This is a genomic window from Clostridioides sp. LIBA-2809 (genome assembly GCF_056688965.1).
This window is the reverse complement of record NZ_CP197004.1, coordinates 2,674,406-2,701,378: the sequence shown is the minus strand read 5'-3', so window position 1 is coordinate 2,701,378 and position 26,973 is coordinate 2,674,406. Positions and strand designations below refer to the sequence as shown.

The following is a 26,973-nucleotide window of genomic DNA, read 5'->3' as shown; positions in this document are numbered from 1 at the left end:
TAAGTTTTAACATTTAATTTATATAATAGATATTTAAATAATCCTATATAAATCTAGTACTTGTTAGACTTTTTAGAACTGTGAATTTATTATAGCAAAAAATATCATGAAAGGTTATAGCCCTAATGATAAAATCAAGTACAAGATATATATAGGAGGAAATAATATGGAAACTTTAAAAGTAAGAACTTTCGAATTATGTGGTACAAACTATGAAATAGGGTATGAGTTAGGAAAATCAATTGTAAATATACCAGAATTGATATGTGAACAGACTAATAAATCTAATGTTGTAACTAAAGAAGAAGAAAATCATATGGTGGAGTTATTTGATAAATATTGCCCAGGGCTTAATGAAGAATTACAAGGTTTTGCTGATGCTATTAAAGTAGATAGTAGTCAACTTTTATACTATACTATGACCTATCTTAGACCAGGTTGCAGTCAAGTTGCTTTAACACCAGAGCTAACTGAAAATGGGCATGTTCTCTTTGCTCGTAATTTTGACTTCTCACACCATATGGAAGATTTTGCTTTATGTAAAACTAAAGTGGTTGGGAAATATGCACACATTGGAACTACAGTCATGCAATTTGGAAGAACTGAAGGTATGAATGAATGTGGCTTGGGTGTAAGTCAAACATCTTGTGGTTACCCTGTAGGAAGCCAAGAAGGTATGAGAAAACCTAAAATTGTAGGTTTACAGTTTTGGGCTGTTATTAGATATTTATTAGAAAATTGCAAAGATGTAGAGGAGGCATTAGATTATATAGAAGATATGCCTATTGCATATAATATTAATTTATTACTTGCAGATAAGTCTGGAAATATGGCACTTTTAGAAACTCTAGATGGGAAAAAAGAGGTAAAGAGAATAAATGAATTGAAAAATGAGAGAGAATATTTTCTCCACTCTACAAACCATATCCATATTGATAAACTTCATAAATTAGAACCAGAGTCAATGAATAATTCGATTTATAGATATAATTTAATTAAAGAATATGTAGATAATTCTAAAAAAATTAGTGAGAAGGATTTAATGGATTTCTTATCTTCAAAATATCCATATGGTTTATCTTGTAATTACTATAATGATTTTTTTGGAACTTTAAAAAGTATAGTTATGGACTTAAATACAGGAAAGTTTAATATACTATGGGGTGGATTAGAAAGTAATATATGGAATGCCTACTATTTAAAGGACGAAATTAAAGCTACAACACAGATAATAAATATAAATATTGAAAAAGCACCATCTGATTTTTTTGAGTTGATTGAATAAAAAGCACATTTGATACACTGAAAGAGAGGGTAAATAATATGAAGAAGCTGATTTTATGTGTTTGTATATTATGTTTTATTGTATCAGGTTATAATTATATCAAAATTACAAATACAGAAAAAGAAGCACAAGCTAAGCTACATAAAGAAAACGTAGATACAAAACAATCAGAAGAAATGACAAATATTGAGGATATTAATAAGGATAATAAAATGAAAATTCAGGTATCAGGAAATGGAAATACGATTGTATATGAATTGAATGATTCACAGGCAGCAAAGGATTTATATGCACAACTTCCCTTGACAATGGAAGTAGAAAATTTTAGTACTAATGAGAAAGTATTTTATCCACCTAAAAAGTTAAATACTACAGATACACCTATGGCAAATGCTGATAAAGGAACATTAGCTTATTATTCTCCATGGGATGATGTTGTAATGTTTTATGACTATTCTGGAAGTGGCAGTAATCTTTATGAATTAGGGGTTGCTATATCAGGTGAAGATTATATTGATACACTTTCTAAAACAATCAAGATTACAGTACAAGAATAAATTAGAATATGATGAGGTTTGATAATAAAACTTATGATTATAGATAAGTTTTATATGTAATATAGGATTCATAAAGAATAGATTATATATCCTAGTAGATATAATTAAAATCTCTAATATTTATACAACAATATATTTAGCTTAAAATTAAAAATAGGAGGTACTCTATGGAAAGAATTAGATTGAATAATAATTTGGAAATGCCATTGTTAGGTTTTGGTGTATTTCAGGTAACTGATTATGAAGAGTGTAAAGAAAGTGTTTTAAATGCGTTGCGTACAGGGTATCGTCTAATTGATACAGCTGCTTGTTATGGAAATGAGAAAGCAGTGGGTGATGCAATTCGTGAAAGTGGTATTTCAAGAGAAGAGGTGTTTATTTGTTCGAAGGTATGGATTCAGGATGCTGGTTACGAAACAACCAAAATATCTTTTGAAAAGACACTATCTAATTTACAAATGGACTATATAGACTTATATCTTATTCATATGCCATATGGGGATTATCATGGAAGCTGGAAGGCAATGGAGGAACTTTACCGTATGGGAAAAATCAAATCAATTGGTGTGTGCAATTTTCTACCTGATCGTTTGGTGGATTTGATTTTAAGCCATGATATTACCCCATCAGTCAATCAGATTGAACTTCATCCATTCTGTCAGCAGAAAAAATTACGTAATATTATGGAGAAATATGATATTAAACCTATGGCATGGGCACCATTTGCAGAAGGACAAAAAAATATTTTTCAAAATAGTTTGTTGGCAGAGGTTGGAGCCTCTTATAGGAAAACACCTGCTCAAGTTATTTTAAAATGGCTTAATCAAAGTAGTATAATAGCAATTCCAAAGTCTGTTCATTTGGAAAGAATACAGGAAAATTATCAGATTGATGACTTTTACCTTTCTAATGAAGATATGGAGAAAGTTTCTAATATGGATTTGGGAGATAGCCTTATTCTTGATATTTCCAATTTAAATGAAGTCTATCGTTTGCATAGAATACGATTTGAACAATAATATTTTCATAAGAGAAAAAGGCATTTTATATGAATGAGCACTATGCTTTTCTATAGATACTTTGTTTTAAGGATAGTCAAATGTTTAGTTCTTTTTTATTTAACTCTATAAACAATTTAAAAATTGTAAAATAATAAAAAGTATATAGCAATGTATTGAATTATTTATTATACTTTAGTATATTAAGAAAATAGTATTAATTTAGATATGTATACTTAAAATTTATAAGAACATTTAATTGAGGTAGGTGTCATATTGGATTACTTAAAATATTTTGAAAAAGCTGTAATATATATTGAGAATAATTTAAAAGAAAATATAACTGTAAATGATGTGGCAAAAGAATCTGGATATTCATATTATCATTTGACACGCCTATTCAAGTCTATGTTTGGTGAGAGTGTAGGAAGTTATATAAAAAAAAGAAGATTGGTCAATAGCACAAAAGAACTTTTATATAGTGATAAAAAGGTGATAGATATAGCTATTGAGTGTGGTTTTGAATCTTCAGAAGCATTTAGTAGGGCATTTAAATCTATATATAAAGTTAGCCCTATTGAATATAGAAAAAACAGAATAGATGTATTTGTTGGAAAAAAGAAAAAATTAGAATTAGATTTTATGAGACATCTTGTTGGAAATATAACAATTAAGCCAACGATAAAAGAAATAGATGAAATAAAGATAATTGGCATAAGAGATAATGTGATATTAGAAGATAATTCATTACCTCACTTATGGGAAAAGTTCAGAAAAGTGCATCATATTGTTCCAAATACTCTACAATCAAAGAGAGCTTTTGGAATTTGTGAAGCAACATCTAAAATACATCTAGTTAGTGAAAAAATGGAGTTTAATGAAACAATAGGGTTTGAAGTTAGTAGTTATGAGTATATTCCAGACTCCTTTGTCTCAAAAACTATTAAAGGAGGAAAGTATGCTGTATTTACTCATATTGGTAGCTTAGAAAGTTTAGACAAAACTTATGAATATATATGGGGTACTTGGTTTTTAAGTTCAAAAGAAAAACTTGATATAAGAGATGATTTTGAAGTATATGATGAAAGATTTTTAGGTCCTAATAATGTAGATTCGCAAATTGATATTTATATACCTATAAAATAATCTATGATAAAATTAAAAAAGAATTTTATTAAAGAATAGATGCTCATAATAAGGCATCTATTTTTTTTATTTTTATAAGACTTAGATAATATTAATTAAAATAAATAAAAATAAGGTCTTAAATTTTTAAGCAAAATTTAAAATATAGTCGAAATAAGATTCGTATATTTCTGAAAATTCTAATTAGTACAATTTTTTCCTTCATAAAGTTGAAAAAAGATGTATTTATTTATCAAAAATATTATATTAAAATGATATTAATATAAAAAACATTTATAATAATATCATATAGTACAGAAAAAAGAAGTAATTTGTAAAATTAAGAGTGAGTAATAAAATTAAAAATTTAAAGATATTATAGGGAGGTTATAATTTTATGGAAAACGTTATTACAGGTCTAAGTAAAGGTGCAGAATGGTTTATTGGTTTGTTTCAGAAGGGAGGAGAACAGTTTATAGGTCTTGTTTCAGGAACTCTTCCAACACTAATTGTATTAATGGTAGCCATTAACTCTTTGATTAAAATCATTGGTGAGGAAAGAGTTAATAATTGGGCTTCTAAACTTGGAAGGAATTCTTTTACAAGATATATTCTACTTCCATTAGTATCAGTCTTTTTCTTGGGAAATCCTATGTGTTATACATTTGGTAGATTTTTAAAAGAAGAACATAAAGCAGGATTTTATGATGCAGCAGTTTCATTTGTACATCCAATTACAGGACTTTTTCCACATGCAAATGCAGGAGAACTTTTTGTATGGTTAGGAATATCAGCAGGGTTGACTACTTTAGGTAAAGAGACTACTACATTAGCATTATGGTATTTTATAGTTGGTTTAATCGTAATTTTTATAAGAGGTATAATAACAGAAAAAATGTATGCTTTTTTAACAAGAAAAAATAAAGTGGCAAATAAAGCTTAGGAGGTAGTTAATATGGATGAAAATAAGATACTAAAAATAGAAAAAGGAACTTCTGGTTGGGGAGGTCCTTTATATATAAAAAAAGAAGGAAATAGAAATAAGATATTATCAATGACTGCTGGTGGTATTCATGAAGTAACATTAAAAATAAAAGAACTACTGGGTTGTGAGATTGTAGATGGATTTAAAACTGGTGTTTCTGATGAAGAAGTAGCAGTAGTTATTATTGATTGTGGTGGAACTGCTAGATGTGGAGTTTATCCAAAGAAAAAAATTCCAACAATTAATGTAAATCCAGTTGGAAAAACAGGTCCTTTAGCAAAATTTATAACAGAGGAATATTATGTATCAGATGTTAGCCCTAATTGTATAAGTGTTTTAGATGGAGAAGAAATGCCACAAAAATCTCAAGAGAATAAAAGTGAAAATAAGAGTTCTATTAGAAAGCCTGACAATTATGATGAAGTAAAATCAAAAGCACAGGGCGAATATGCTAAAAAGAATATAATACTTTCTATTGGGCAAGGAGCAGGACAAGTAGTATCAAAATTTTATGATGCAGGACGAGATACTATCCAAATGGTAATGAATAATGTAATACCATTTATGGCATTTGTAAGTATGCTTATGGGAATTATTTTAGCATCTGGGTTGGGAGATTGGATTGCAAAAGTAATATCTCCACTTGCTGGTAATATTGGTGGATTATTGATTATATCAATAATTTGTACACTTCCATTTTTATCACCAATATTAGGACCTGGTGCAGTTATAGCCCAAGTAGTAGGAACTCTTGTAGGTACACAAATTGGTCTTGGTGCAATACCAGCATATTTAGCACTTCCTGCTTTATTTGCAATAAATGGACAAGCTGGATGTGATTTTGTCCCAGTAGGACTAAGTTTGGGAGAAGCAGAACCAGAAACCGTGGAATATGGTGTTCCAGCTCTATTTTATTCTCGTTTAATAACTGGACCAATATCTGTTATTATTGCATATGGTATTGCAGTATTTGCTTTAAGATAATGTTTAATGTCAATATTAGGTTTAAATTTGATTAATAAAATTTAGAATATAAATTTAAGCTAGTCAAGAGTTTTGTTAATGAGAGACTAGCTTTTATACTATTAATTAACTGTAATTACCGATTTAGATTAATACTAAATTTTCCTCTATTAAAGTGAAATTTTATGTATTAATTTGGTTTCAAGTTTGTACTAGAATGAAATCAAGGAGGAGATACAAAATGAATGTAACTGAGAAAATTCCTTCTATTGACCGCAAGATATTTAAAATATTGATTATATGTAGTAAAAAAGAGTTTGTAAGCATCAATTCAATAGCAAATGAACTGAATGTTACAACTAGAAGTGTAAGAACTTATATAAAACAATTGAATAAAGATTTAGGTAGTGATATAGCAGTAATCAAATACATAAAAGGTCAAGGATATAAACTGGAAATAAAAGATGAGAAAGTACTTAATAAGATTATTGATATGAATAGAAAAAATGTATTCTCATTAAACTCAAAGGAAGATAGAGTAGAATTTATACTAAATTATTTGATAGAACTAGATGGATTTATTACACTTGATAGTTTAGCAGATGAGATGTGTGTAGGAAGAACTACTCTAGTAAATGATTTCCAGTATGTAGAAAAAGTTCTAGCTTCGTATAATTTAAACTTAATAAAAAAACAGAATACAGGGATGAAATTACATGGAAATGAACTTGATATTAGATTGCTTATATTAAATCAGTTGTATAAGAACTCAAGAAAAGATTTAAATAATTCGAAATATTTTAAAGACATTAAAAAAGAAGAACTCTCAAGTTTGGAAGAAGAATTATTGTTTTTATTCAAAAATAACAATTTTTATGTTACAGATGAGATGCTAAGAGAGGTTCTTAACTATATAGTAGTTTTAATTTATAGAGCAAAAGAAAAGAAGAAAGTGAAAGAGTATAATGTAAAGTTTGATTTGCTTAAATCATATGATGAATACCTTATTGCTAGGGAAATAAAGCATATATTATCAAAAAGATTTGAATGTATTTTGAATGATGAGGAAATTATTTATTTGACTATACCATTAGTAAGTGGAAATGCACCAGCATCAGAATGTGCTTTAAATAGTAGTAGAATTAATAAAAATATTGATGAGTTGATGGAAAATATATTTAAGCAGATATATATTGATATGGGTATTTTGATAAATGAGGATGAATTAAGAATAGGGCTAGGATACCATCTTAGTTTTACTCTAAATAGGCTATTATTTAATATAAAGTTAAAAAATGTCCTACTAGAAGAGATTAAACAGAACTATATACTTCCTTTTAAATTAGCGCAAATAGCAGGGAGAGTAATAGAGAAGAAATATAATTTAGAAGTCTCAGAAGATGAGATTGGATACATAGCAATTCATTTCAGTGGATACTTAGAAAGAAATAGCAGTAGATTTTATTCAATAAAGAAAATAGCAATTATATGTGGTACAGGTCTAGGAACTGCGAAATTACTAAAAATAAGAGTTGAAAAATTAATAGGTAACAATCCTCAGATTGATACTCTTTCAAGTTTTAATTTGAGAAATATTAACTTAAATGAATACGATATAGTTTTTACAACTATTGATTTAGACACATCAAATATAGGAACCATAGTATTAAAAATAAATACAATATTTGATGAAAATAAGCTAAGAGAACAGTTAAAGACAGTGTTGTGTTTAAGAGAAGGAAATATTGATACTACTAATTCTACAAATTTATTAATAAATAATTTGTTGGATGAAGATAAATTTATGATATTGAATGAAAAGACTATACTTGGGTCTTTAGAAAAAATGATGGATAAGCTTATGGATTTGGGATGTATTGATGATAAGTTTAGAAAAAACATAATTAATAGAGAAGAAAAGTCTCCTACAGTTTTTGATAAAGGTCTATTATTCCCACATTCTGTAAATGAAAAATCAGATAAATTCTTAATGGCAATTGGAATTTTAGAAGAACCAATAGAATATGCAAATAGAAGTATAAAAATAATACTCATGACAATGTTTCCATGTGAGAACCAAATGGATTCAGATTTATTAGTAAAAATTTATGAAGAAGTTTTAAAGATAGGACAAGATGTAAAATTAACAAATAAGATAAGTAAATGTAGAAGTTTTTTAGAGTTTAAAAAAGTGTTACTTAAGAATCTTATGTAGCTATAGTATAGAATAAAAAAATAATGTGTTTGTGGAAGGTGTATAAATATGAAACTACTTGTAATTTTATTTGTTGTTTATGTTCTAAATACTATATTTATAATGAAACAGAATAAATTATATTTTAAAACTTTAAATAGAGCTAAAAAAAAGGGTGATATAGTATCTACAGGAAAAAAGAAAAGTTATTTTTCTAAAGGAAGTATAGCAATTATATCTTCAGATTCAGATGGATTTATAAAGTTTGGAGAAATTCTAAAAGGGCGTACAGTGATGGCTAAGTTTAAAGAGATTGAAGAAATAGAAGGTCTAGATATATATAGTGCAGAGCAAAAATTTAAAGATGAAGAAAGTATTGTACAAGCCATAAAATTTATAAAAGAAAAAATAAATGTTTCTTTTAATTAACTTAATATAAATATAAATTATCAGGAGGAATGTCATGAAATATGAAGTTAAGATAAGTGGAATAGGCAGTTTAGTTAAAGAATTAATGGATGAAAGCAATTGTCTTATCATATATGATGAAACCATCAATGATGAGGACTTAAAGGATATATCTGTAATTCATTCAATATCGACATTAAAAAGTAATGTTGAAATAGGAGATACACTTACAATAGGAAATAGAGATTATTGTATAGTTTCAGTTGGTGATATTGCTCAAAAGACTCTTAGAGAAATTGGTCACTGTACAATCAAATTTGATGGAGAATGTGAAGTAAACTTACCAGGAGAAATACATGTGGAAATAGGAAATCCAAATATAACTATTGGAGATTTAATAACTATTTCTTAATTTGAAAAATAAAATTATTATAACAGGAGGAATTGATATGTTAGATTTAAACAGAAAACTTGCAAAATTGGAAGAAGAAGGTAAAAAAATAAAAGTAGCTCTTATAGGTGCTGGTCATATGGGTAATGGAATGGTAAGCCAAATGGCAAATATGAAAGGTATTGAGGCTTCTATTGTTGTAGATATAAATTTAGAATTAGCTCATAAAGCATTTACTGATGCAGGCATAGATGAAGAAGTTATAGATAATGTAACGAATGAAAATGATGCAGAATTAAAATTACAAGAAGGAAAAGTATTAACTTGTAATGATTTTCTTGTAGCTTGTAAGACTAAGTCAATAGATGTAGTTATAGATGCAACTGGAGGTATTGCAATTGGAGCAGAAATAGCATTAAATGCTATCTTAAATAAAAAACACATAGTAATGTTGAATGCTGAAACTGATTGTGTTGTTGGACCAATACTTAAAAAATTAGCAGATGATGCTGGAGTAATATTTACAGGTTCTGCAGGGGATGAGCCAGGAGCAGTAATGGGATTGTTTGATTTTGCAGATGCAATGGGATTTGAAGTTAGAGTGATAGGAAAAGGTAAAAATAATAAATTAGATTTAGATTGTAATCCTGATACTGTTAGAGAGGAAGCAGAAAGAAAAGGAGCTTCACCTCATATGATAGCTTCTTTTAAAGAAGGAACTAAGACAATGGTAGAAATGGCCCTAATGTGTAATGCAACTGGATTTGTGCCTGATGTAAGAGGTGGTCATGGTATTGAGGCTACAGTAAACGAAGTACCTAAAAAATATGCATTAAAGAGCGAAGGTGGAGTATTAGATAATTATGGTGTAGTTGATTTTGTAAATGGTATAGCACCTGGAGTTTTCGTTGTAGTTGCTCATAAATTAAAAGCTGTTAATGATGAATTAAAGTATTTAAGCATGGGTGATGGACCTAATTACATATTATATAGACCATATCATTTATGTAGCTTAGAGACTCCTTTATCAGCAGCTATGGCAGTTTTAGAGCATAAGGCTACAATAGTACCTAAAAATGGACTAGTTGCAGAAGTTATGACTATAGCTAAGAAAGACTTGAAAAAAGGTGAGTATATGGATGGATATGGTGCATATACATGTTATGGTACTATAGAAAAATACGATGTTGCAAAAGCTATGAATGCTGTTCCTATTGGATTAGTTAGCAAAAAGACTAAAGTAGTTAAAGATATTAAAAAAGGTGAAGTTATAACTTATGATATGGTGGAGATAGAAAAAGATACTACTTTATATCATTTAAGACAATTACAAGAAAAAATATTTGGGTAAGATTTGATGATAATATAATATAGATAGTGCTTAAAAGGGTTGATGGTTATTTTTAAATCAGCCCTTTTAAAATTATATATTTTTGTTAAGATATTTTGTATAGAGGTATATTATAGGTCATTTATAATTAAAAATTTTAATAGTGTATTTAATTTAAATTAATTCTGCAACTTTATATTCATATTTAAAATAATATAATTAAAAATTTTAATATAAAATGAATTAAAATGACCCATTATGTATTATAATATTAACTGTAACACTAATATAGTTCTATTAATTAAAGAAATATCCCCCATTAATATATAATAAATATCTTTAAGCGAGAGAACTTAGTAAAAAAATATATCGTATTCAATAAAAAATCTGTTTACAGAATGGTATATATAGTTATATAATATACTATATAAGATGCGAAAAGATAAAAAGTATAGCACAATGAAAGAAGGTGATTATTATTCAGCTTAATGAAAGACAACTAAAAATTATAGATATAGTTAAGGAAAATGAACCAATAACGAGTGAAAATATTGCCTCCAGCTTGAATGTGACTCGTGCTACGCTTAGATCTGATTTAGCTATATTGACAATGACAGGAATACTAGACGCAAGACCAAAAGTTGGATATTTTTATTCAGGAGTCAGTGAAATTAATTTAATTGGTAAAAGTATAAAAGAGAAATCAGTAGAAGATATAATGAGCATGCCTGTACTAGCTAAGAAAGACGAAAGTATATATGATGTAATAGTCACTATGTTTTTATCTGATGTAGGCAGTATAGTTATTATAGATGAGAATGAAGAGTTATGTGGAGTTGTTTCCAGAAAAGACTTGTTAAAAGCAACAATAGGAGGTTCTGATATAAATAAGATGCCAATAGGTATGATAATGACAAGAACTCCAAATGTAGTTACCTTAACTAAAGGAGCAAGTGTTTTATTAGCTTCAAGAAAAATAATAGAACATGAAGTAGATTCGATTCCAATTGTTGAATATAAGGGAGAAGACAAAAATCATATGAGAGTTGTTGGGAGAATATCAAAAACCAACATAACTAAGCTATTCTTAGAAATAGTTGACAATTAAGGAGGTATGCTGGTGAAAAACCTAATTATATATGCAGTATCAGATTCAGTTGGGGAGACTGCACAACAAGTTGCAAAAGCATGTATGTCTCAGTTTTATGTAAATGAAACTTATGAAATAAAAAGATTTCCATACATGATTAATAAAGGAGTACTACTTGAAACTTTGGAGAATGCAAAAGCTGAAAACGCTTTGATTGTATATACATTAGTCGATGAAGAGTTATGCAGTATTGTTGAAAGATATTGTGAGAGAGAAGGTCTTAGCTGTATAGACCTGATGACAGATATACTAAGAGAAATAAGCAAGAGAACAGGAAGAAAACCTAAAAGAGAAGCTGGTATAATTAGAAAATTAGACGAATCTTATTTTAAGAGAGTTGAAGCTATAGAGTTTGCAGTAAAATATGATGATGGAAAAGACCCTAGAGGTGTTCTTCAAGCAGATATAATTTTAGTGGGAATCTCAAGAACATCTAAAACTCCTTTGAGTATGTATTTGGCTAATAAAAATATAAAAGTAGCTAATGTTCCATTAGTTCCAGAAATACCAATTCCTAAAGAGGTATTTGAGATAAATACTAAGAAGATAATAGGTCTTACTAATTCACCTGAAAAGCTTAATGAAATAAGAACTCAAAGATTAAAAGCTTTAGGTCTATCTAGTAAAGCCAACTATGCTAATCTAGAAAGAATACTTCAGGAATTAGATTATTCAGAAGAAATAATGAAAAAAATTGGATGCCCAGTAATAAATGTTTCAAATAAAGCAATAGAAGAAACAGCAGGTATAATCTTAGACATAATGAAAGAAAATGGTCTAAAGATATACAAAGAAATAGAAATTTAATAATGTCTATTAATAAAAATGATATAAATTAAAATAAAAAGATTAATGGGGGATTTAACAATGGAAACTAAGTATGTTTATAGTTTTGGTGAAGGAAGCAAAGACATGAAATCTTTACTAGGAGGTAAAGGTGCCAATTTAGCAGAAATGACTAAGATAGGCTTACCTGTCCCTCCTGGGTTTACTATAACAACAGAAGCCTGTAATGATTATTATGTTAACAATGAAAGTATAAGAGAAGATATAATAAAAGAAATAGAAGAGCATTTGGCTACTTTAGAAAAAGACTTAAATAAAACATTAGGATGCAATAAGAATCCATTATTAGTATCAGTTCGTTCTGGTGCAGTATTCTCTATGCCAGGAATGATGGATACAATTCTTAACTTAGGTCTTAATGACAATAGTGTTGTTGGTCTAGCAGAAGCTACACAAAATGAAAGATTTGCATATGATAGTTACAGAAGATTCATACAAATGTTTTCTGATGTTGCTATGGAAGTTCCAAAATATAAATTTGAGAATGTATTAGATAGAGTAAAAGAATCAAAAGGATATACAGTTGATACAGAGCTTACAACTGATGATTTAAAAGAAATAGTAAAAGAGTTTAAAGCAATATACAAAAAAGAAATTAAAAGTGATTTCCCACAAGACCCAAAAGAGCAATTAATGCTTGCTATAGAGGCTGTATTTAGATCATGGAATAACCCTCGTGCAATCGTATACCGTAAATTGAATGATATAGCTCATAACTTAGGTACAGCAGTAAACATCCAATCAATGGTATTTGGTAATATGGGAGAAACTAGTGGTACAGGTGTTGCATTTACTAGAAACCCAGCTACAGGAGAAAATAAATTATTTGGTGAATTCTTAATGAATGCACAAGGTGAAGACGTTGTTGCAGGTATAAGAACTCCTCAAAATATATCAACTCTTGCTGATGTAATGCCAGCTGTATTTGATGAATTCGTAAAAATTACTCATATACTTGAAGGTCACTATAAAGATATGCAAGATATAGAGTTTACTATAGAAAATGAAAGATTATATATATTACAAACTAGAAATGGTAAGAGAACAGCAGCAGCAGCAATAGCTGTAGCAGTTGATTTAGTTGAAGATGGAATAATAGACGAAAAAGAAGCTATAATGAGAATCGAACCTAATCAATTAGACCAATTATTACATCCAAAATTTGAAGATAAGGCATTAAAGGAAGCTAAAGTTATAGCAAAAGGTTTACCAGCATCACCAGGTGCAGCAAGTGGTAAAGTTTATTTCAATGCTGATGATGTAGTAAAAGCAAATGAAAAAGGAGAAAAAGTAGTTTTAGTTAGACTAGAGACATCTCCAGAAGATATAGAAGGTATGGTTAAAGCTGAAGGAATCCTTACAGCTAGAGGTGGAATGACATCACATGCAGCAGTTGTTGCTAGAGGTATGGGTAAATGTTGTGTTGCTGGATGTGGAGAAATAAAAGTTGATGAGTTTAACAAAGAAATAAGAGCACTTGATGATGTAGTTATAAAAGAAGGAGAATATATTTCTATAGATGGTTCTACAGGAAATGTTTACTTAGGAGATGTTAAGAAAACAGAAGTAGCTTTAACTGGAAACTTTGAGAAATTAATGAACTGGGTAGATAAACACAAGTGTATGATGGTTAGAACTAATGCAGATAATCCTAGAGATGCTCGTGCAGCTATAGAGTTTGGGGCTGAAGGTATAGGTCTATGTAGAACTGAGCATATGTTCTTTGATGAAGATAGATTACCAGCAGTTAGAGAAATGATATTATCTAATACAGTAGAGCAAAGAGAAAAAGCACTAGAAAAAATATTACCAATGCAAAGAGAAGATTTTGTAGAGTTATTCAAAGTTATGGATGGAAAACCAGTTAATATAAGATTACTAGACCCACCATTACATGAATTCTTACCTCATGATGATGAGACTATAGAAGAACTTGCAAAATCTATGGGAATAAAAGTAAGTGATATTAAGAAGAGAATAGTTGATTTAGACGAATTTAACCCAATGCTTGGACACAGAGGTTGTAGACTTGCAATAACTTATCCTGAAATATGTGTAATGCAATCTAAAGCTATAATACAAGGTGCTATAGAAGCAATAAGAGCAGGTGTTAAAGTTTCTCCAGAAATAATGGTTCCATTAATTGGAGAAGTAAATGAATTAAAGATAATAAGAAAAATGATAGTGGATACTGTTGATGCTATAATAAAAGAAGAAGGTGTAGAAGTTCCTTATACTGTAGGTACTATGATAGAAATACCTAGAGCTTGCTTAACTGCTGATGAAATAGCAAAAGAGGCAGACTTCTTTAGCTTTGGTACTAATGACTTAACTCAGATGGCATTTGGATATTCAAGAGATGATGCTGGCAAATTCTTAGGTCAATATGTAGATGAAGAAATATTAGAAAAAGACCCATTCCAAGTACTAGACCAAAATGGTGTTGGTAAATTAGTTAAAATGGGAGCTAAATTAGGTAGAGAAGTTAAACCAGAATTAAAACTAGGAATATGTGGAGAGCATGGTGGAGAACCATCTTCAGTAGAGTTCTGTTACAGTGTAGGACTTAACTATGTATCTTGTTCACCATTTAGAGTGCCAATTGCTAGACTTGCAGCAGCTCAGGCATCTATAAAAAATCCTAGATAGTCATATACTGTAAAATTATATAATTAAATTAATATCCCCTATACATTCAATGTATCAAATAAATTATTTGTAAGTTGAATATAGGGGATTTTTATTTTATTATAAAAAGATAACTTATATAGTTGTAAATGAAACGTATTTAATTATATTGCATATATTATTGTAGAGAGAAATTTCAACTAGCAATTAAATTGAGTTTACTGGAGGGGATAAAGTTGACAAAGTGTCCTAAATGTGGAAAGGAAGTATCATCACGTCCAGGTAGTATATGCCCACGATGTGGATTTAAAGTAGCAGAGGAAAGTCTGAAAATGAGATGCCCAGAACCTAGTTGTAGGGCTTTGGTATCTAGGAAATTGGATTATTGTCCTAAATGTGGATGCAAACTGAAAGGATATAATATTTCTGAATTTGTTAACATGGTGAGATGTAAAATAGATGAGACATTTGACAAAAGATAATTAAATTTAGAGTTAAACTTTTGAGCCATCCAATTCGGATGGCTCTATAAAAGCATAGGTTTTTGATTATTCTTCATTTCCCTTAACGCTACCTTCGTAAAGTACGGGATTATCAAAAAAAATTTGCGTTAAGACCTGATATCCTCCAGCTTTTTGGAGTTCTCTTAATGGTCTTGTATCATAGTATATTATAGACGCAGTTTCCTCTGGGAAGAATCGAGCTTTTTTTCGTTCTTCTTTTAATTTAAGCTTAAAATATTCTCCTGCATAAGCATACTGCCCAAGTAAGACTACAACTTCTGGGTCAAAATTGATTGCTACATTTTTTAACATTAGTGAGAACATTTCTGCTAAATAGCCAACCTCTATCTTTGCTAGCTCGTCTCCATTGTCTGCTTCTTCAAACACATGTTGAAGTAAATTTTTAGATTCTATCCACTGGTTTATAGATGATTCCAAAAGTTTTAATGAATTTTTCTTTAGCCTATAGCGAATCCTTTCAGCACTAACCATACGTTCAAAGCATCCTTTACTTCCACAGGAGCAAATCTCTTCGTCACTGTAATCAACAGTCATGTGTCCAATTTCTCCAATAAGAGCATTTCTACCAGTAAGCACAACTTTATCAATATAGCATGAAGAAATTCCTGCTTCTGCATACATGACAACTGTTCTTTTATTGCGAAATTCTTCTTCAAGAAGAAGTGCATTTCCAGCCATTCTAACTAGATTTTCTACTATAATTTCCTGTTTTGGATACAATTTTTCAAGCCATTCTTTTATATTAATATTTCTGCCCCAATGTGGAGCCATCATAAAAAATCTGACAATACCACATTTTTGGTCTACAAATCCAGCAATTGCAAGACTTATACCATATAACTCCTCATGAGAGACTTCTGCATTTGCTAGAATCTCTTCAATGTGACCTGCAAGTTCTTTTTGAAATGTATCCAATGTATTTTTGTAAGTGGCAGGAATTTCTATTTCTAAGATACATTCATTTTTCATGGTCAAAATTGCAAAATGAATATAATTCTCTTCAAGTGATATACACAGTATTCTTTTATTACAAGAAAACGAATATAATTCTGGGCGTTTTCCACCAATATTTGTAGAATTTCCTTTACCTACTGAAACCAAAAGTCCTATTTCTTCAAAACTCTGCATAGCTTTTTTTACTGTAGGACGGCTAATTTTGGTTGCTTCACTGATATCATTGACTGATACCTCTGTTGAATTTCTGATGATGTAAAGTATTCGTTTCCGATTTAAATATTTTAAGTCTGAAGGCATGGATGCATTTTTTACATGTTTCTCTCTATTTCCCATAAGACTATATTTCCTTTCTTGTTACATTTCATTGGTCGTTACTTTTGTTTAAATATACGATATCATATTTTCTTAATCTTTTCCAGTTATCTGAGTTGACAATTTAAAAATAAAGTTATAAAATAAAGTTACATAACTATATTACATAATATTGAGGGGGTTTCCAAAATGGAACTAAAACCAAATGTAAATCTTAGTATTTACGAGAAATGTTTTACTGCTGTTGATACACATACAGTTGGAGAATTTACACGTGTTGTGCTATCTGGATTTCCAGAATTACCAGGAGATACAATGATTGAAAAGAAAAAATATTTGGAAGAGAATTGTGACCAGTATCGTAAGGCGTTAATGTTTGAGCCTCGTGGGCATCATGATATGTTTGGTTCTATTGTTACTGAGCCAATTAATTCAGAAGCAGATTATGGAGTTATCTACATGGATACTGGTGGATATTTGAATATGTGTGGGCATGGAACTATTGGAACTGTTACTGCAATTATAGAAGCGAGACTTGTAGAAGCAAAAGAACCATATACAGAGGTTGTATTAGATGCACCTGCTGGTTTAATCCGTACAAAGGCAGAGGTAAAAGATGGTAAGGTTGTGAATGTAACATTAACAAATGTACCTGCATTTTTGTATAAGGAAAATTTAACTACTGTTATTGATGGGAAAGAGATTACATATGATATTTCATTTGGAGGAAGTTTCTTTGCATTGTGTGATGTTACACAGTTTGGTATGGATGTAACACCTGAAAATATTCCATTTCTAACTGATTTTGGTATGAAATTGATTGAACATGCCAACAAAGAAAATGAAATTCAACATCCTGAGTGTGATATTACTTCTGTTGACCTTGCTGAATTGTATTGTCCTACTTCAACAACTGGATGTGATATGAGAAACGTTGTAATCTTTGGTGATTATATGGCAGACCGTTCTCCATGTGGAACTGGGACGAGTGCTAAACTTGCTACACTTTATAAAAGAGGTAAAATTGAGATTGGAGAGCCTTTTGTGTATGAAAGCTTTATTGGTACTACATTTACAGGTGTAATCAAGGAAGAAGCAAAGGCTGGAGAGTATTCTGCAGTAATACCTAAAATCACAGGAAGTGCTTATGTAACAGGAGTATCTACTTATATTATTGATAATGATGACCCTTTAAAATATGGATTCCAAGTTTCAAAATAATATTTATTTTTTTTACTGTCAATTATTCTATTAGAATAGGGACTTACATAGGTATAAGTTCTAGGTAAAATGAGATTATATCATAAAAAACTTAGAAAAGTTATAATGATTTAAAATGAGGATTATTTTATATGAAATTGAAATCCTAGATGTAGACAATTAAGTAGATTTGTATAAAACAAATTTATAAATTGTATATTAAAAAGACTGTAGATAAATTTGCTTCTATTCAAATCTATCTACAGTCTTTTATTTAATAATAAATCAATTCTATATATATTTTTATTAAATAATTTTGTGAAAGTTGTTTAATATTTTCTATTTACCAGTATTAAGTATCCAAGGCTTTTCTATACCATTTTTTAATGAGTTATAGTTTACAATAAGCGTGTCATAGCTATTTTTAGCATCTTCATTACTTACTACTTGTTTTTTATAATCAGTTAGAGTGATTAATCCTAAATCATATCTTAATTTAGTATTTTTTACTTGTTTTTCTGATAATTCAAGTTGTTTTTTAGTAATATCAATTGTATCTTCTAAAGCAAGTAATTGAGCATAACTATCAATCAAGCCTTTTTTTAGAGCTTTTTTACTGTCTTCTAATGTTACTAGACCATTTTCAGTATTGTATTTTTGTTGAAGATAATTTGCATATGTAGTAAGACCAGCAGCATAAGTCTGTCTTTCATTGTTATATTCAACTACATCTGCTTTATATTTTTCTAAATCTTTTTCATACTTATTCATAATAACCTTATATTCATCATCAGTCAAACTACCTTGTTCTGGTTTTGTAGGAGCAACTGGTCTTGTAAGATTAGGTCTATCTGGTAAATCTGCTTTATTCTCATCATCATCATTAAAACTTTCTTCAGTACGCTCCAAAATCAATTGGTCGTACTTTAAGTATTCATTTACTTTACCTTCCATATATGAATCAACTGAGCCACCTACTCTAAAAGATTCAAATCTATATTCCTTATCCAATTGATAATTATCTAAATTTATATTAGTCAATAGCTTAAAATAGTCTTGATTATTTTTTAGTTCTTGAAGTTTAGCTTTTTGAGTATTTTGTAGTGTCTGAAGTTCAAGTTCAGCTGACTCAGTTTCTAATGATGTTACTAATCCTAACTCTTTTTTTAATTTCATATCTTTAATTTCTTTAGTTTTTATCTCAAGATTGTTTTTTATTTTATCCAACTCATTTTCTCTTGATACTAAATCATTGTATTTATTAGTAATATCATTTGCTATTTGGTCTTCCATAAACCCTTTTGCCTGTTCACTTTGATTTTTAAGAAGTCCGATTTGGTCGTATGGAAATGAGTTATCACTTCCAGTAAAACTATCAAACTCATCTTGTACTTCCAATTTTTCTTTTAACATTTTTATTTCTTCTGATTTCATCTTTAATTTATCACTATTTTTAAGTGCTGCACTGACAGCTTCTCTAGCAGTTAAAAGTTCCTTTTCAGATGTCCTTTTAGTTGAATCATTCACTATAGAATTATCAACTTTACTTATAGAAGAAGTATTATCATTTGCATAAACTGGCATTAGGTTGGCTGTTATTATTCCAACACCGCATCCAATCGCAACTATTTTACTAACCTTCTTATTCAATACAATCACCCTCCATTCTATTTAAACTTTAGCTTTCAATTTTGGTTTCTTTATTATTTTTCTTTTTATAGCACCTATTTTATCTGTTATTTTACCAAATATTTTAGGCATTTTGTCTGAAAACTTATCTTCCCATTTATCAAATATTAAGTATATAGTAGGTATAAGTACCAAAGTTATAAGTGTAGATACAGTCAGACCTCCCATTATAACTATAGCTAGTGGTTGCATTGTTTCTCCACCTTCACCAAGAGATAGCGCTGTTGGTAACATACCTAAAATTGTTGTTGCAGTTGTCATTAGAACTGGTCTTAATCTTGCTGCACAACCAATAGAAACCAATCCAATTAAATCATTGTTACGATTTGTTTTTCTAAGCTGTTCTATGTAGTCAATAAGAACTATACCATTGTTAACAACTATACCTATAAGTAAGATTATACCTAACATACCTACAGTACTTAAACTTTGCCCACTGACTAGGAGAGAAAGCACAACTCCAACAAATGCAAATGGAACACAGAACATGATTATAAATGGTTTACTAAATGATTCAAACTGAGCTACCATTACCATATAAACTAGTGCTATAGCTATAACCATTGAGAATCCAAGACTTGCCATAGACTCATTCATCATCTCTGTTTCTCCACCAACGCCAATAGAGTAATCTTTAGGAATTACCATTTTGTTAGTTTTTTCTAGTGCTAATTTTGTAGCAGTACCAGCATCTACATTATCAAGTGTAGCAGTTATATTTACAGAGAAATCTCCATCAGTTCTAGATATAGATTGTAGACCATCTGCCATTTTTATATCTGAAAAAGCACCAAGAGGAACTTCTTTTCCAGTAGCAGAGTTTACTTTTAATTGTTTTATATCTTCTAGATTATCAATACTGTCTGCTTTAAATTTTAAGTTTACATCAACTTTGTAATCATCAATTGTAGCGGTAGTAACTGAGTCACCATTTATTGCTGTACGCAGTAATCCTGCTATTTCAGCAGTGTTTACACCATATTCTTGAGCTTTATGTTTGTCTATTGTAAATTGAGCTTCTTGTGTTGTATCTGTAAGAGAAGTCTCGACATTTCTAAATCCTTTTATTGAACTGAATTCTTTTTCAGCTTCTTTTCCTAATATTTTTAATACATCTAAATCAGGGCCTTTCATTTCTAATGTAAAGTCTGCTCCTGTGCTTCCACCCATGACACTACTATTTTGGCTTACATTTATTTTACAATCTGGGACAGTGGCAACTCTATCAATTATTTCTTTTTCTATCTCATCAGTAGTTCTCTTTCTATTTTTTTGAGATTCTAATTCAATTGCTATATTTGCTGTATTGTTATTTGAATCTGATGTTAAAGTTGTTATTAAAGTTTTAACTTCTGGAATATCTGAAACTTTTTTCTCAGTCATAGATACATAGTAATCATTAGATTCTAGACTAAGACCTTTTGGAAGTTCTATAGAAACAGCAAGTGCTCCCTTGTCGGCAGCAGGCATAAAGTCCATACCTATAAAGCTCATTCCAATTAAAGAAGCTATAAAAATAAGTAAACTTGATATTACTACTAAGCGTTGGTGTCTCAAGCATACACTTAGTAATCTTTTATACCCTTCACTTACTTTATCAAATATAGGACTGTCTTTTTCCTGCATCTTTTCGCTATTCTTACCTCTACTTAATTTTGCGAACACACTAGGAACAAGAGTAATCGCACCTATGAAAGAGAAGGCTAGGGAAGCGATAAGAGTTTTACCTAATGCTCCAAAAGTTATTTTAGCTATACCTTCTGTAAACATAATAGGTAAAAATATTGCTATAGTAGTCAATGTTGATGCAAGTATGGCATTGGTTACGGTTCTTGTACCCTCAATAGCGCAATCATCAATACTCATACGACCACTTTTCCTATATTTAAATATATTTTCAATTACAACTGTAGCATTGTCGACAACCATACCAACTGAAATTACCAAGGAACTTGCCGTAATAAGGTTTAAACTTTCTCCTGTAAAGTAGAGAATTGCTATGGCTCCTATTATGGAAATTGGAATTGCTATGGCAACAACTAGTGAAGCTCTTACACTTTTTAAGAAAGCAAAGATTACCACAAAGGCAATAACAGCACTTATAAGCAAGTTACTCATTACACTGTTTATTGATTCACTTATGTACGAACTTGTATCGTTAGCAATTTTAATTTTAAATTGAGGATTTTCTTTATTTAATTCATCTACGTATTTATACGCATTTTGCATAACTTTTACAGTATTGGCATCTTGCTGTTTAGAAATATCTATTACTAAACTGTCTTTTCCATTATATCTATAAATACTGTCTTTGTCTGCATATCCATAATCTACACTACAAAGATTATCTAATCTAACTGTATTTCCACCCTTTACAGGAATTTGAATCTGTTTTATATCATCTAAAGATTCAAGTTTATCAATTGCTCTTAAAACTATTTTATCTTCACCTTGAGTAATTGAGCCATAAGGGTATGTTTTATTACTAGATGATAATATACCTTTTATAGTTGATAAACTAACTCCATAATTTGAAAGAACAGCTGGGTCAGCTATTACATTGACCTGTGCTTTTTCTCCACCTTTAAGGTCTGCTGATGTAACACCATCTATAGATTCTATTTTAGGTTGAATCACATCCTCAGCATATTTTCTCAATGCCTGTGAACTATTTTCATTTCCTCCAGATATAACAAGCTGACCTATAGCTTGTGCATTCATATCTAATTTTAGAACTGTTGGTTTAGCTGCATCATCTGGAAGACTAGTCTGTAATGCGTCAACTTTAGACCTAACATCGTTCATTATTTCATCTAAATTAGTTCCAAACTCAAATTGAGCAACTACCATAGAAACACTTTCTTGTGAACTTGATATGGTAGATTTTACGTTTGAAACAGCTGATAGACTTTCATCAACTTTTTGACTAACTTGTTCATCAACGTCTTGAGGACCAGCACCTGTCCAAGTAGTCATAACCATTACAACAGGTATTTCTATATCAGGCATTAGATTTATTGACATTTTCTTATATCCAATACCACCAAAAACTATTAATACCAAGAAAACCATTATGATTGTAAGAGGACGCTTAACAGAAGTTTGTATAAAATTCATAGTACTATTTCTCCTTTTCTACAGGAAATATCTTAGTTCCATTAGAAATAAGACTTATCCCCCCAATAACCACTGTATCTTTTTCGCTTACACCACTTTTGATTTCTATTTTATCCTCTGTTACAATTCCTGTTTGAACTAATTTTTTCTTTGCTATATTATCTTTGTTTGCTATGTATACATATTTCTTTCCTTTTTCTTCAAATATTGCTTTTTTAGGTATTGTAACAGCACCATTTTCTTTTTCAACACTTAAGTTTACTTGAGCAGACATTCCTGCTTTAAACTTGTTGTTTGTGTTAGTAACAAGCACTTTAACAGGATATAAAGATGTCTGAGGGTCAACTACTGAAGGTACATAATCTACCTTTCCTAAAATCCTTTGGTCTTCAATTATAACTTCTACATTTCCATCCTTCTTAAATTTACCTATGTCTGATTCTGCTACATTTAAATCAACTTCTAATATGTTAGGATTAGAAATAGTAAAAGCTGGCTGTGATTGTGTTATCATTTCTTTTGCATCAAAGTTTTTAGCAGTTATTGTACCATCTACTGGAGCTGTCAAAGTTAATTTATCTAAGTTACTCATTGCTAAATTATATGATACTTGAGCTTGGTCAAGTTGTTTTTTAGCAAGAGCCTTAGCTTGAGGTATACTCTTTGAAGTTGCTGTATCGTATGATCTTTGAGCAGAGTCTAGTTGTTGTTTTGATTGTTCTAAAGCAAATTCTATTTTTTTAAATTGGTCTAAACTAATTACTTCCTGCTCATAAAGAACCTTATTATTGTCATAATTCCTTTGAGATTCATCATATTGAATTTTTGCGTTATCAAGAGCTGTTTTTGCTTGATTTACTTGTGCTTCTAATGAGCCACCAGTTGCACTTGAATAACTTGCTTTAGCCAAATCTAGTGCTGCCTTACTTTGTTTTACACTATTTTCTAAATCTGGACTGCTTATACTCAATAATTCATCTCCTTTTCTTACATTTTGCCCAAGTTTTACATAAACTTCTTGAACTGTGCCAACAGTCTGTGCAGTAACAGCTGTTTCATCTTTAACCTTTGTAGTTCCTGAGAAAGCATTTGTGTTTTCAATTTCTCCTCCTACTGCTTTTTGAACAGAAACTGCTATTGGTTTCTCGGGTTCAGGTTCTTCTGTTTTTCCACATCCAACTAAAAACAGTGAACTACACATTAAGAAAACTATTAAATATCTTTTCATATCTCCTCCTATTATATATTGCACACTAGCTTGTTGTAGAATTTAAAGTGTCTTATAATTTAAGTTTAGTTTTAGGCTAATTAAAAAACTTCCCTTTATTGGCAATTTATAATTCTCTAATTTGATTATAAATTTATAATTATTATGAGTCAATAACTTTTTCTTGTTTTAAATTTATTAATAGTTTATAATTTATACTATATAAATAACGAATGGTTTATTACATTATTTATTGAAGGGATGTTACAAAGATGGATAACAATAATATACTTAAAATAGCAGACTCTTTTTTAGATTTCTTATTTGTACTTGAAAATAATATATTTAAAGAAAGTGATTTGTTAAAGAAATTTCAAAATAACTCGGATATAATGAAAGCGTATTTTGAAGAATGTCCAATGGCTCCATCGCATGCTAAGGTAATTCTTTATCTTATGACATCGAACTCATCATCAATTTCTCAAATAGCTTCTAATTTAGGAATCTTAAAATCAAATATGACACCAATTATTGATAGATTGGTAGAACATGATTTAGTTAATAAATTTCCTGACCCAAAAGATAGAAGAATTCTTAGGGTGGAATTAACAGATAAGGCATTCGACTTATTTGATGCAGTAAAAGCTATCCTTAAAGAGTCTTTAGTAAAGAAACTATCAAATCTCTCTGAGGAGGAATTAACTTTATTAGATGAACATACACTGAAGTTATCAGAGATAGTAAAAAAATTAGGCTAGATGTAATTGTGGAAGTCATTGTTAACAAAGTTAAAAAATCGTAAAACAATAAATGTCAGTAGCATAATATAGAATATTATGCTACTGACATTTATTGTTTTACGAGTATTATTTAGTTATCAAACTCTATTTTCCAACTGAAATAACCGTTATCTGGATTCTTATTATATTTTAATGTAGCATCAAACTTATTGCCATTTTTAGATGTTAAGGATTTTACTTTGGTTTCACCTTTTTTTAAAATATTTTTGACCATTGTTTTATTAACTTTCTTTTTATAAAGATTTAAATACTTATCATTTTTCCAAATAACGAATTTACATTCTTTATGATTTTTACAAGCAAACCCTTTATCAAATTCAAGTACATCACCCTGACAAACAGGACATTTACCAAGAGATGGATTGTCATCTTTATTTTTGTTTTCTTTTTTGTTATCAGAATCTTTTGATACAGCAACTTCTTTTTCAGTATTAGTCATACTCTTTTTCTGTTTTTTTTCTTTTATTTTAGTAAACTTTTTAGTTTTTGAATCAAAAGTATATGCTTCTGTATTTATGTTTTTTGAAGCATCGTGTTTTATAATATTGACATTTTGGTATATAAAATTAATGATATTAGTAAGATATTCTTTTCTAGTGTATTTGCCTTTTTGTATATCACTCAAACTTTTTTCAAGTTTTCCAGTGTAATCTACATCAAATAAATCTTTAACAGGAAAAATCTCAACTAAATTTTTTCCGAGGTCTGTTATAGAATAAGACTTTCCTTTTTTATTTACATATCCAACTTGACTTATCTTCTTCAATACATCAGCACGTGTAGCTGATGTTCCTATAGAATATCCTGACAACACAGTTGTATCTTCTTCAGGTACATTTTTACCACAATTTTTCATAGCTTTTAAAAGTGTGTCCTCAGTATACGGTTTAGGAGGAGTAGTTTGTTTAGTTAATGGCTTTACTTCTAATACATCTACAATATCATCTTTATTTACAAGTGGAAGTAAATCGTTTTTTTCTTCCTTATTATATACTTCAAGATATCCTTTTGATTTGAGTACTTTACCCTTTGTTAAAAAAGTGCAATTATCTACTTCAGTCTTAATTTCTGTATTCTCGTATTCAGCAGGGGGCATAAAGTTTGCTATAAACCTATCTTTTATAGCATCATAAACCAGTTGCTCATCTTTAGACAAGTTTTTGGGAATTATATAAGTAGGGATTATAGCACTATGGGAATCTACTTTAGAAGAATCAAAGACCCTTTTAGTTTTAGAAAATTTAATCTTAGTTTCATATTCAAGTCCAACTTTTAGTTTGTCTAAAGTTTGAGAAACCTTTGAAGTCAAACTTTCCTCTAAAAAAATAGAATCAGTTCTAGGATAAGTTATATATCCACCCTTACCATTACCCTCATAAAGAGATTGACAGACATTTAGGACCTTGTCAGAGGTAAAATTAGAATACTTAGAAGTTATATATCCTTGAAGTGATGTCAAACTAAAAAGTTTAGGTGCATATTCTTTTGACATAGTAACTTTTTTATCTAGTATTTTACCAGTTTCAGATGTAATTGAAGCTATAATTTTATTTGCATCTTCGAGTGTATCAAATTTACTTTCTTTGCCCTTAATATATTTACCTTTATATTCACCAGCCTCAGCTTTAAAATGACCTTCTATTTCATAATAAGTTTTAGGAACAAAATTTAGTATTTCCATGTCTCTGTCATAGACTAATTTAACTGTTGGAAGAATTACTCTACCTATATTTAATAATTTTCCATTTCCATATTTCAACGTAGCAACGGAAGTAAAATTTATTCCAATCAACCAATCAGTGATAAGTCTTGTGTATCCAGCGGCTTGAAGATTTCTCATTTCATCTTCATCTTTTAAGCTTTTTATACCTCTTGTAATGTCTTCTGGCGTCCATTCATTTACTAAAATTCTTTTTACTGGTTTTTTATTGTTTGCAAGTAAAAATATTAGAAATGCTATGAGTTCTCCTTCTCGGTCATTATCAGTGGCATTTATTACATATTCTACATCTTTTCTATTCAAGAGTTTTTTCACAGTATTGAATTGTTTGGTTTTAGAACTATCAATCTTAAATTTAAACTTATCTTCAGGAACAAATGGAAAATTATTCATTTTCCAAGAACCAGAATATTTATCTTTATCATAATCCTTCATATCATATAATGATACTAAGTGCCCAACTGCATAAGTAATTATATAATCATTTCCTTCAAAGTAACCATCTTGTCTAGTCTTTGCACCCAGAAAGGATGCTATAGTTTTTGCAACAGATGGTTTCTCAGCAAGTACAAGTTTCATAAAAAATC

Annotated in this window: 21 protein-coding genes; 16 read left to right on the top strand and 5 right to left on the bottom strand. The window is 29.6% G+C overall.

The genetic code is table 11. From position 1 onward, the window contains the following. The first annotated feature begins 166 nt into the window (after positions 1-166). From ACTG44_RS12760 to ACTG44_RS12695, 14 genes are all read left to right on the top strand, one after another. Positions 167-1,285 carry a C45 family autoproteolytic acyltransferase/hydolase gene (locus ACTG44_RS12760; protein WP_479920548.1) on the top strand — a complete coding sequence of 373 codons (1,119 nt, stop codon included), beginning with the start codon at positions 167-169 and terminating at the stop codon, positions 1,283-1,285. A gap of 38 nt (positions 1,286-1,323) precedes the next feature. Continuing rightward, the gene (locus tag ACTG44_RS12755) at positions 1,324-1,842 is read left to right on the top strand and encodes a cyclophilin-like fold protein (protein ID WP_021385340.1); all 519 of its coding nucleotides are present in this window, start codon (positions 1,324-1,326) and stop codon (positions 1,840-1,842) included. A 167-nt stretch (positions 1,843-2,009) separates the two neighbouring features. Further along, positions 2,010-2,861 carry an aldo/keto reductase gene (locus ACTG44_RS12750; RefSeq protein WP_021385299.1) on the top strand — a complete coding sequence of 284 codons (852 nt, stop codon included), beginning with the start codon at positions 2,010-2,012 and terminating at the stop codon, positions 2,859-2,861. 255 nt (positions 2,862-3,116) lie between these two features. Then, positions 3,117-3,986, top strand: a complete 870-nt coding sequence (locus tag ACTG44_RS12745; protein ID WP_021385291.1) for an AraC family transcriptional regulator — start codon at positions 3,117-3,119, stop codon at positions 3,984-3,986. Between the two features lie 376 nt (positions 3,987-4,362). Next, positions 4,363-4,908 carry a PTS glucitol/sorbitol transporter subunit IIC gene (gene srlA, locus ACTG44_RS12740; protein WP_021385333.1) on the top strand — a complete coding sequence of 182 codons (546 nt, stop codon included), beginning with the start codon at positions 4,363-4,365 and terminating at the stop codon, positions 4,906-4,908. A 12-nt stretch (positions 4,909-4,920) separates the two neighbouring features. Then, positions 4,921-5,934, top strand: coding sequence for a PTS glucitol/sorbitol transporter subunit IIB (gene srlE / locus ACTG44_RS12735; RefSeq protein ID WP_021385303.1), 1,014 nt, complete (start codon positions 4,921-4,923; stop codon positions 5,932-5,934). Positions 5,935-6,154: 220 nt separating this feature from the next. After that, positions 6,155-8,128 carry a BglG family transcription antiterminator gene (locus ACTG44_RS12730; protein WP_479917110.1) on the top strand — a complete coding sequence of 658 codons (1,974 nt, stop codon included), beginning with the start codon at positions 6,155-6,157 and terminating at the stop codon, positions 8,126-8,128. A 48-nt stretch (positions 8,129-8,176) separates the two neighbouring features. Then, positions 8,177-8,536, top strand: coding sequence for a transcriptional regulator GutM (locus ACTG44_RS12725; RefSeq protein ID WP_021385328.1), 360 nt, complete (start codon positions 8,177-8,179; stop codon positions 8,534-8,536). A gap of 34 nt (positions 8,537-8,570) precedes the next feature. Continuing rightward, complete coding sequence (locus ACTG44_RS12720) at positions 8,571-8,927, top strand: PTS glucitol/sorbitol transporter subunit IIA (RefSeq protein WP_021385302.1); 357 nt, start codon at positions 8,571-8,573, stop codon at positions 8,925-8,927. 37 nt (positions 8,928-8,964) lie between these two features. Beyond that, positions 8,965-10,257 (top strand): NAD(P)H-dependent oxidoreductase, encoded by a 1,293-nt coding sequence (locus ACTG44_RS12715; RefSeq protein ID WP_021385342.1) that lies wholly within the window; start codon positions 8,965-8,967, stop codon positions 10,255-10,257. A 448-nt stretch (positions 10,258-10,705) separates the two neighbouring features. Next, positions 10,706-11,344, top strand: a complete 639-nt coding sequence (gene ccpN, locus ACTG44_RS12710) for a transcriptional regulator CcpN (protein WP_044213709.1) — start codon at positions 10,706-10,708, stop codon at positions 11,342-11,344. Between the two features lie 6 nt (positions 11,345-11,350). Next, a complete protein-coding gene (locus tag ACTG44_RS12705; protein WP_044213707.1) occupies positions 11,351-12,193 on the top strand; it encodes a pyruvate, water dikinase regulatory protein in 843 nt (280 codons plus the stop codon). A 60-nt stretch (positions 12,194-12,253) separates the two neighbouring features. After that, entirely contained in the window at positions 12,254-14,881 is a 2,628-nt protein-coding gene (gene ppdK, locus ACTG44_RS12700; protein ID WP_479920547.1) for a pyruvate, phosphate dikinase, read from the top strand. Between the two features lie 215 nt (positions 14,882-15,096). Next, the gene (locus ACTG44_RS12695; RefSeq protein WP_021385311.1) at positions 15,097-15,342 is read left to right on the top strand and encodes a zinc ribbon domain-containing protein; all 246 of its coding nucleotides are present in this window, start codon (positions 15,097-15,099) and stop codon (positions 15,340-15,342) included. A gap of 66 nt (positions 15,343-15,408) precedes the next feature. Here the strand turns inward: ACTG44_RS12695 and ACTG44_RS12690 are convergent, their stop codons facing one another. Next, on the bottom strand, positions 15,409-16,674 hold the full coding sequence (locus ACTG44_RS12690) for an ROK family transcriptional regulator (RefSeq protein ID WP_479920546.1): 1,266 nt from the start codon (positions 16,672-16,674) through the stop codon (positions 15,409-15,411). A 168-nt stretch (positions 16,675-16,842) separates the two neighbouring features. On the opposite strand from ACTG44_RS12690, the gene ACTG44_RS12685 reads away from it, so the two are divergent. Continuing rightward, on the top strand, positions 16,843-17,874 hold the full coding sequence (locus ACTG44_RS12685; RefSeq protein WP_479920545.1) for a proline racemase family protein: 1,032 nt from the start codon (positions 16,843-16,845) through the stop codon (positions 17,872-17,874). Between the two features lie 318 nt (positions 17,875-18,192). Here ACTG44_RS12685 and ACTG44_RS12680 read toward each other — a convergent pair whose 3' ends face one another. Genes ACTG44_RS12680 through ACTG44_RS12670 form a run of 3 tightly spaced genes read right to left on the bottom strand, consistent with a single transcriptional unit; the run spans position 18,193 to position 23,887 of the window. Beyond that, positions 18,193-19,503, bottom strand: coding sequence for a TolC family protein (locus ACTG44_RS12680; protein ID WP_479920544.1), 1,311 nt, complete (start codon positions 19,501-19,503; stop codon positions 18,193-18,195). A 21-nt stretch (positions 19,504-19,524) separates the two neighbouring features. Further along, positions 19,525-22,659, bottom strand: a complete 3,135-nt coding sequence (locus tag ACTG44_RS12675; protein ID WP_479920543.1) for an efflux RND transporter permease subunit — start codon at positions 22,657-22,659, stop codon at positions 19,525-19,527. Between the two features lie 4 nt (positions 22,660-22,663). Beyond that, positions 22,664-23,887, bottom strand: a complete 1,224-nt coding sequence (locus ACTG44_RS12670; protein ID WP_479920542.1) for an efflux RND transporter periplasmic adaptor subunit — start codon at positions 23,885-23,887, stop codon at positions 22,664-22,666. 251 nt (positions 23,888-24,138) lie between these two features. Between ACTG44_RS12670 and ACTG44_RS12665 the strand changes: the two genes are divergently transcribed. Further along, positions 24,139-24,624 carry a MarR family winged helix-turn-helix transcriptional regulator gene (locus ACTG44_RS12665; RefSeq protein WP_021385271.1) on the top strand — a complete coding sequence of 162 codons (486 nt, stop codon included), beginning with the start codon at positions 24,139-24,141 and terminating at the stop codon, positions 24,622-24,624. A gap of 112 nt (positions 24,625-24,736) precedes the next feature. On the opposite strand, the gene ACTG44_RS12660 is transcribed toward ACTG44_RS12665, so the two are convergent. Beyond that, positions 24,737-26,965 (bottom strand): type IA DNA topoisomerase, encoded by a 2,229-nt coding sequence (locus tag ACTG44_RS12660; RefSeq protein WP_479917105.1) that lies wholly within the window; start codon positions 26,963-26,965, stop codon positions 24,737-24,739. Positions 26,966-26,973 lie beyond the last annotated feature (8 nt).

What these genes read in the sequence shown, in the direction of transcription:
- ACTG44_RS12760 (WP_479920548.1), top strand. Translation starts at nt 167, where the DNA reads ATGGAAACTTTAAAAGTAAGAACTTTCGAATTATGTGGTACAAACTAT.
- ACTG44_RS12755 (WP_021385340.1), top strand. Translation starts at nt 1,324, where the DNA reads ATGAAGAAGCTGATTTTATGTGTTTGTATATTATGTTTTATTGTATCA.
- ACTG44_RS12750 (WP_021385299.1), top strand. Translation starts at nt 2,010, where the DNA reads ATGGAAAGAATTAGATTGAATAATAATTTGGAAATGCCATTGTTAGGT.
- srlA (WP_021385333.1), top strand. Translation starts at nt 4,363, where the DNA reads ATGGAAAACGTTATTACAGGTCTAAGTAAAGGTGCAGAATGGTTTATT.
- srlE (WP_021385303.1), top strand. Translation starts at nt 4,921, where the DNA reads ATGGATGAAAATAAGATACTAAAAATAGAAAAAGGAACTTCTGGTTGG.
- ACTG44_RS12730 (WP_479917110.1), top strand. Translation starts at nt 6,155, where the DNA reads ATGAATGTAACTGAGAAAATTCCTTCTATTGACCGCAAGATATTTAAA.
- ACTG44_RS12725 (WP_021385328.1), top strand. Translation starts at nt 8,177, where the DNA reads ATGAAACTACTTGTAATTTTATTTGTTGTTTATGTTCTAAATACTATA.
- ACTG44_RS12720 (WP_021385302.1), top strand. Translation starts at nt 8,571, where the DNA reads ATGAAATATGAAGTTAAGATAAGTGGAATAGGCAGTTTAGTTAAAGAA.
- ACTG44_RS12715 (WP_021385342.1), top strand. Translation starts at nt 8,965, where the DNA reads ATGTTAGATTTAAACAGAAAACTTGCAAAATTGGAAGAAGAAGGTAAA.
- ACTG44_RS12705 (WP_044213707.1), top strand. Translation starts at nt 11,351, where the DNA reads ATGCTGGTGAAAAACCTAATTATATATGCAGTATCAGATTCAGTTGGG.
- ppdK (WP_479920547.1), top strand. Translation starts at nt 12,254, where the DNA reads ATGGAAACTAAGTATGTTTATAGTTTTGGTGAAGGAAGCAAAGACATG.
- ACTG44_RS12690 (WP_479920546.1), bottom strand. Translation starts at nt 16,674, where the DNA reads ATGGGAAATAGAGAGAAACATGTAAAAAATGCATCCATGCCTTCAGAC.
- ACTG44_RS12685 (WP_479920545.1), top strand. Translation starts at nt 16,843, where the DNA reads ATGGAACTAAAACCAAATGTAAATCTTAGTATTTACGAGAAATGTTTT.
- ACTG44_RS12675 (WP_479920543.1), bottom strand. Translation starts at nt 22,659, where the DNA reads ATGAATTTTATACAAACTTCTGTTAAGCGTCCTCTTACAATCATAATG.
- ACTG44_RS12670 (WP_479920542.1), bottom strand. Translation starts at nt 23,887, where the DNA reads ATGAAAAGATATTTAATAGTTTTCTTAATGTGTAGTTCACTGTTTTTA.
- ACTG44_RS12665 (WP_021385271.1), top strand. Translation starts at nt 24,139, where the DNA reads ATGGATAACAATAATATACTTAAAATAGCAGACTCTTTTTTAGATTTC.
- ACTG44_RS12660 (WP_479917105.1), bottom strand. Translation starts at nt 26,965, where the DNA reads ATGAAACTTGTACTTGCTGAGAAACCATCTGTTGCAAAAACTATAGCA.